We start from the raw sequence: 7,581 nt of genomic DNA on the forward strand, positions 1-7,581 counted from the left end.
AAACAACAATAAATTAACTGTTTCTGCTAACAGTGGTGTTGCTCAAATTAAAGCTAAAAATAATGGTGTTTACACAACTGTTTACGATAAAAAAGGTAAAACTACTGATCAAGTTCAACGTACATTATCAGTTACAAAGTCAGCTACTTTAGGAAATGATAAATTCTACCTTGTAGAAGATTATAATACTGGTAAAAAATATGGTTGGGTAAAACAAGACGATGTTGTTTACAACACTGCTAAATCACCTGTCAAAGTTAATCAAAATTACAGTATTAAACCTGGTGTTAAATTATATACAGTGCCTTGGGGTACATTTAACCAAGTTGCTAGCACTGTCTCAGGTTCTGGAAACCAAACATTTAAAGCTACAAAACAACAACAGATCGATAAAGCTACTTATTTATATGGTACAGTAAATGGTAAATCTGGTTGGGTTAGCAAATACTATCTAACTACTCCTACGCAATCTAAAGTAGCAGTATCTAAACCAAAGACTTCTACTAAAGTCGTAAGTACGAATAGTAAAGCTACAACAGCAGATAGAGCTGCTACAACGCAAACATCTGCTAAAGCGTCTAACACTAACTCGACTCAAACGATAAATAAAATCGCGCAAGTTAAAGCTAACAATTCAGGTATCAGAGCTTCTGTATTTGATAAAAAAGCTAAAAGTGGTGCAAAATATGGTAACCGTACTTACATCATTACGAAACAACGTACTGAAGGTAATAACACATATGTCTTACTTCAAGATAGTACTCGAAACACGCCATTAGGCTGGGTAAATGTTAAAGATGTAACAAGTCAAAATATTGGTAACCAAACTAAAGCTACTGGCCAATACAAAGTTAGCCAAACAAATAATGGGTTATACTCTATTGCTTGGGGTACTAAAAATCAACAATTACTTCCATCAAATACAATTGCTAGTAAAACATTTAATGCTTCAAAATCACTTTATGTTGGAAAAGACTTGTATTTATATGGAACTGTAAACAATCGTACTGGATGGATTGCAGCAAAAGATCTTATCCAAAGTAATAAAGATGTACAAGCTCGTCCTTATAATTACACATTTGTAATCAGCAACAGTAATAGCTATTACTATGAAGATCTTGGTAAGAATGCACGTTACTCATTGAAACCTTATTACGACAAGACATTTGTAGTTTCTAAACAAAAATATATCAATGGTGTAACTTGGTATTATGGAAAATTAACAAATGGTAAATATGTATGGATTAAATCAACAGACGTCGCTAAAGAATCTGTAAAATATGTTAATACTGGATATACTTTAGCTCATGCTGCAGAGATACAAAATGACCTTTATGATACTCCACAAATTCAAAAGGTTCCAGGCCAATGGACAAATGCTAATTATAATGAAATCAAAGACGCTATGGACCCTAACAAGTTAACTAAAGATTCAGGTGCTAGATATCAATTCTTACGCTTAGATCAGCCTCAATCTTTATCTGTAGCAGCGCTTAATGAATTATTAAAAGGACAAGGCGTATTAGAAGGACAAGGTGCAGCATTTAGTGAAGCAGCTAAAAAGTATGGTATCAATGAAATTTACTTAGTCGCACATGCTTTAGTCGAAACTGGAAACGGTACTTCACAATTAGCTAAAGGTGGAGACATTGTAAATGGTAAATTCTCTGATAAAACAAAAACGAAATATCATAATGTCTTTGGTATAGGCGCTTATGACAGTAGCCCATTAATTGAAGGCATCAAATATGCCAAAAACGCTGGATGGGATTCAGTATCTAAGGCAATTATTGGTGGAGCTAAATTTATCGGTCAATCTTATATTAAAGCAGGACAAAATACGCTTTATAAAATGCGTTGGAACCCATCAAATCCAGGTACTCATCAATATGCTACAGATATTCACTGGGCAACTGTAAATGCTCAAACTATTAAAGGCTTTTACGATAAAATTGGTGAAGTTGGTAAATACTACGAAATTCCAAAATATAAATAATTATTAATGTTAAGCGGCTGGGACATAATTAATTGTCTCAGCTTCTTTAACATATTGGCAGTAGATGTCTGAATTGAAAGTGCGCTTATATCAATCTTCTTTTAATCCTAGCCATCCTTGCCGGCGGGGCCCCAACATAGAGAATTTCTTCAAGTTGAGGGACAGAAATATAATTTTGCTAAATTATATTTCTGTCCCACTCCCTTCATTATATATCAACGAGTTAACCGGCATAATTACTCTAATAAATTCCAAATTAAATCTCTCACATTAAACATTGGAGAGCATTAACAAAGCAACTCTATTTCAAAATCAACCTCCCCCTCCCATTCTTTTCTCCAATAAAAAATAAGCAACTTTGAAGAGTAATAAAGCATTACTTCAAAGTTACTTACCTTTTTAGTCAAATATTTAATTAGATGTATATTGCACCCTAAAACAAAAATTAAAATAAAGCGTGCATTAAATGTAAATATGTCTACTATTCAATTTATTTAATAGCTGATTTAGGCTTTCAATTTCCTCAGGCGATAAACACTGGCATCTTGCTTCAATCAATTCACATCTTGCAGTGTTAATTTGTTGAATAAGTGAGCGAGCCTCATCAGTTAAAATTAATTCCTTACATCGTAAATCTTCATGAGATTGTTGACTCGTAATATATCCTTTTAATACTAGTTTCTTAATCCATCGAGATACGATTGATTGTTCTCGGCTTATTTTCATCGTTAAATCATATTGTGATAAACGATCGTAATTATATAAAATACGTAATAATTCTAATTGCTCAGAAGTAATATCTGTGCGCTGTCCGAAACGTCTGTTTACTAAATTTAAATCATTATTTGTAAGTGTTATAAGTTTTTCAAGTTGTTTATACATGTTGTTCTACTCCACTATATTAAGTTGTTAATATTATATGCTTTATTTATAAAATATACAATACTATTATACACTTTGCACAAATTCGTTGCATAATTACCTACAAGTATACTAAATTAGAAGAAGTCTAAACAGAGAGAAAAAGGAGACGCTTTATGACAGCCATCAAGGATAGGGATTATTTTTTCGATAATGCCCGTGCAGTACTCATATTTTTAGTTGTCTTCGGTCATCTTTTACAACCTTATACTACCGAAGATAAATATTTATCAGCTCTATATTTGCTTATTTATAGTTTTCATATGCCGACATTTCTATTTATTTCAGGCTATTTTGCTAAAAATTTAGATAAGCCACATTACCTTGAAAAAATTGCGAAGAAATTACTTGTACCATATGTCATTTTTTTCGCATTCTTTTCGATATATTATTATTTAACGGGCAAAGAAGATGCAATTCAATTAGATCCATTTAACCCTGTCTTTGCATTATGGTTCTTACTTACACTATTCTTCTTCCACGTCGTACTAGTTATTGTTCGTAGATACAATCCTTATATCGTGTTATCTGTAGCAATATTGGTATCTGTGTTAGCAGGATTTTCAGGGAATATAGATAGTTATATGAGTATTTCAAGAACCATTGTATTCTTTCCTATTTTTTATATAGGTCATTTAGTCACTAAGGAACACACTATGAAACTACGTAATAAAAAGTGGGTACCCATATCAATCATTACTCTAGTAGCCTTCTTTATAGGTTATGTTATCCACCCTATCAACGGTGATTGGCTATTAGGTAGTTCTCCTTATACATCGTTAGAAAGTAACGGTGAAGACGTATATAGCCCATTCAAACGATTACTCTTATATATCATTATTCTAGTAACAATGGGTGCATTCCTTAATCTGACATCCCAGAAGAAGCGTTTCTATACCTATATTGGACGTCGAACAATGTTTGTCTACTTACTTCACGGCATTGTTATTGGTGTCTTAAGAGGTTTTGAAATATATCCATTCAAAGACAACGTTTCAATATTAACTTATTTATTCTTATTGATAAGTTCAGGCATTATTGTTCTCATTTTATCATCAAGATTTGTTTGCAAATGGACGAATCCTGTGATTAACCTACGCAGACCTTCAGAATTTAGAGATTAACAATTAAATATTAATGTATTTCATACCAGAATGTAGTGCTATAAATATGTTATGATAGTAATAATTTGAAAGAATTATGAGACTATTTTAACAATTCAAATACTACATTTTGGTATTTTTTTAGAGGTGTTTTCGGAAAATGAAGCTATCATTAAATACAAATTCAAAGTTTTTAAGAGCGCCAAGCATACGTCAATTTTCAAATCGAATTAAACACATCGATGATTGCGTAAACTTAACCATTGGCCAACCAGACTTCCCCATGCCAGACGTGGTTAAAGAGGCATATATCAATGCGATAAAAGAAGATAAAACAAGTTATTCACACAATAAAGGGCTACCAGAAACAAGACAAGCAATCAGCCACTACTTTAATCAAAAATATGGATTTACCTATAGCGAAGAGGAAATTATTGTCACAAATGGTGCAAGCGAAGCATTAGACACCTCTCTTCGAAGTATCATCGAACCAGGAGACGAAATTTTAATCCCAGGTCCCATTTATGCAGGCTACATTCCGCTTATCGAAACATTAGGCGGATCTCCTATTTATATGGATACAACGCAATCTGAGTTCAAAGTGACTCCAGAGCTTATTAAGAGCCATATGACGCGTAAAACGAAAGCTATATTACTCAACTATCCTACTAACCCTACAGGCGTTATTCTAGAGCGCTCAGAGGTTAAAGCTATCGTAGAAACACTCGTCGATAAAGAACTATTTATTATTAGTGATGAAATTTATGCTGAAAATACGTTCAAAGGCAATCATACGTCATTTGCAGAATTTGAAGAAATTCGAGACCAATTATTGCTTATTGGTGGTTTAAGTAAGTCACATTCTGCAACTGGTATTCGCATAGGATTTTTAATCGGTCCAGAATACTTAATTGAAAAATTAACATTTATGCATGCCTACAATTGCATTTGTGCCAATGTTCCAGCTCAAATTGCCTGTATCGCTGCTTTAAATGAAGGATTAGAAGCACCTCAATATATGAATGAAGCCTACATTAAACGTCGCGATTACTTAAAAGATAAACTAGAATCACTCGGATTTGACTTAACTGCTCAACCAGAAGGCGCATTCTACATTTTTCCTAGTATTAAAAAATTCACCGATAATGACTTTGATTTTTGTGTAGATGTTTTAGAACAAGCACATGTTGCCATCGTTCCTGGATCTTCATTCACAAATATAGGTAAAGGTTATATTCGTATCTCATATGCCTATGAAATGGAAATGCTTAAAGAAGGCATGCGCCGTTTAGAAAAATATTTACAAGAGAATTATCCTGATAAAATGTCATAGCATCTCGCTCTTCTTTTCATCTAAAAATCATCAATAAACAAAAAATCCACTCGATTGACATCATCTTATCAATCAAGTGGATTTATTTATATATTCACTAAACGCTTATGGGAATTTAGGGAATTGGTCGAAATCAGGATCACGTTTCTCTTTGAAAGCGTCACGACCCTCTTTCGCTTCATCAGTTGTATAGTAAAGTAATGTCGCGTCCCCAGCCATTTGTTGTAAGCCAGCTAAACCATCAGTATCTGCGTTCATCGCTGCTTTTAAGAAACGAAGTGCAGTTGGAGAATGTTTCATCATTTCTTTACACCATTGAACTGTTTCATCTTCAACTTTATCTAAAGGTACGACTGTGTTAACGAGTCCCATATCTAAAGCTTCTTGAGCATTGTATTGGCGACATAAGTACCAAATTTCTCTCGCTTTTTTATGACCCACGATACGAGCTAAATAACCTGAACCGTAACCTGCATCAAATGAACCTACTTTAGGTCCTGTTTGACCAAAGATTGCATTATCAGCAGCAATAGTTAAATCACATACAACGTTTAATACGTTACCGCCACCAATCGCATAGCCTCTAACCATTGCGATAACTGGTTTAGGAATGACACGAATTAAGCGTTGTAAATCTAATACATTTAAACGAGGAATCTCATCTTCGCCTACATAACCACCATGTCCACGTTTCTTTTGATCTCCACCTGAACAGAAAGCTTTATCGCCTTCACCAGTTAAGATAATGACTGATATATTTTGATCATCACGTGCACGTGAGAATGCGTCAATCATTTCAGCTACTGTTTTAGGTGTAAACGCATTACGTACTTCTGGACGATTAATCGTTACTTTTGCAATTCCTTCGAAAAATTCATATTTAATTTCATCATATTCTCTAAGTGTTTCCCACTGTCTAGTCATTTTGCTCCTCCTTTAAAAAACCTACTACCATTGTATCAAATTCCGTACTATCTTCCACATGAATTGTATGCCCAACATTCGAAATGTTTACCGTACGACTATGAGGTATCGCTTCAGTTAATTTTTGGCCAATACGAACAAATTTTTCATCCTTTTCACCCGTTAAAATGAACGTGCGAACAGCTATCGATGAAATTTGAGGCCAAAGATTCGGCATATTGCCCGTACCATAATCACGTAGCGCTTTAGCCAACCTCACAGGGTTCTGGCTCATTCGATTCGCCCGTATGGCTTTCCGCACCTCAGCATCAAGCTCATACTGCGACCGGAAAAGCGGCAACTTCTCCCAATCATTCACAAATATCTCCAACCCAGCAATCTCAAGCACCTTCGCACGAGCCGCATCCACTTGAACACGTTCCACTTTATCCGCCTCATCTTGAATCCCCGCTGAAGTACTTTCTAAGAGCAACCCACGTAGTGCTACACTGCCATATAAAGCATAGTATAGCGCTACGCGGCCGCCCATAGAATAGCCGAGTAGGTACACGTCATACGTGTCAAATTGCGACAATACCTCATCAAGTGCACGAGCAATATACGGGAAATCCCAAGTATCTTGCATGTCTGAAGTATCTTGACCATGTCCAGGTAAATCAATCGTTAATACATTCACATGTTGACACAAATACGCCACACGACTATCGTACGTTGTTGAATCACTAATAAAACCATGTAACATAACAAGCAATTGCTTGCTATCATTTTCAGATTCAAAAAATTTAAAGTGTAACATTAACGATATCACTCAATTTCTTATATAAAATTTGATGTTGTTGCATATTATCTTCTCGACTAGTTAAAACCTCATAAATATGCGAATCCATAGAAGATAATTCCGCATATTTAAAGTCATTTAAGCTTTCAAAACGTTCAAAAGTAAAATCATAAAGTAACGCCGCATGTTCGAAATCTAAACCAGTTGGCGTGCCAAATAAACGTTCGAAATAGTCACTGGCCGAATCTTTTTGAGGAAGATAAGAGAAGATACCTCCACCATCATTGTTCACTAAAACAATATTAATGTTGATGTCATTTAATTTCGCCATTAATAAGCCATTCATATCATGATAAAACGATAAATCACCGATTAATAACGTTACTTTTTTATGTGCTGCCATTCCAATAGCAGTAGATACGACGCCATCGATACCATTAGCGCCACGATTGGCATAAACTTCGGCTTCAGTTTCAAACATTAAATTATCAACGTCTCGAATTGGCATGCTGTTACCTACAAAAAG

At 34.7% G+C, this 7,581-nt stretch carries 7 protein-coding genes; 3 read left to right on the plus strand and 4 right to left on the minus strand.

Annotated features, from left to right (window positions below; translation table 11 throughout):
- On the plus strand, positions 1 to 1,996 hold a 1,996-nt coding region (locus HMPREF3264_RS08415), incomplete at its 5' end, for an N-acetylglucosaminidase (protein ID WP_176746829.1).
- A gap of 462 nt (positions 1,997 to 2,458) precedes the next feature.
- Here the strand turns inward: HMPREF3264_RS08415 and HMPREF3264_RS08420 are convergent.
- A complete protein-coding gene (locus tag HMPREF3264_RS08420) occupies positions 2,459 to 2,878 on the minus strand; it encodes a MarR family transcriptional regulator (RefSeq protein ID WP_002442071.1) in 420 nt (139 codons plus the stop codon).
- A gap of 155 nt (positions 2,879 to 3,033) precedes the next feature.
- On the opposite strand from HMPREF3264_RS08420, the gene HMPREF3264_RS08425 reads away from it, so the two are divergent.
- Positions 3,034 to 4,041, plus strand: a complete 1,008-nt coding sequence (locus HMPREF3264_RS08425; protein ID WP_070872962.1) for an acyltransferase family protein — start codon at positions 3,034 to 3,036, stop codon at positions 4,039 to 4,041.
- 139 nt (positions 4,042 to 4,180) lie between these two features.
- Positions 4,181 to 5,353, plus strand: coding sequence for an aminotransferase class I/II-fold pyridoxal phosphate-dependent enzyme (locus HMPREF3264_RS08430; RefSeq protein WP_070872964.1), 1,173 nt, complete (start codon positions 4,181 to 4,183; stop codon positions 5,351 to 5,353).
- Between the two features lie 105 nt (positions 5,354 to 5,458).
- On the opposite strand, the gene menB is transcribed toward HMPREF3264_RS08430, so the two are convergent.
- The 3 genes from menB to HMPREF3264_RS12970 form a co-directional block, all read right to left on the minus strand.
- Complete coding sequence (menB, locus tag HMPREF3264_RS08435) at positions 5,459 to 6,277, minus strand: 1,4-dihydroxy-2-naphthoyl-CoA synthase (protein WP_002442063.1); 819 nt, start codon at positions 6,275 to 6,277, stop codon at positions 5,459 to 5,461.
- Positions 6,270 to 7,073, minus strand: a complete 804-nt coding sequence (gene menH, locus HMPREF3264_RS08440) for a 2-succinyl-6-hydroxy-2,4-cyclohexadiene-1-carboxylate synthase (protein WP_070872966.1) — start codon at positions 7,071 to 7,073, stop codon at positions 6,270 to 6,272. Before menH ends, menB begins: the two co-directional genes overlap by 8 nt.
- Positions 7,060 to 7,581 (minus strand): thiamine pyrophosphate-dependent enzyme (locus tag HMPREF3264_RS12970; protein ID WP_256323971.1); only part of this gene is annotated, 522 nt, incomplete at its 5' end. The genes menH and HMPREF3264_RS12970, both read right to left, overlap by 14 nt.

Origin of the sequence: Staphylococcus sp. HMSC62A08 (assembly GCF_001839105.1) — a bacterium.
GTDB classification, from domain to species: domain Bacteria; phylum Bacillota; class Bacilli; order Staphylococcales; family Staphylococcaceae; genus Staphylococcus; species Staphylococcus caprae.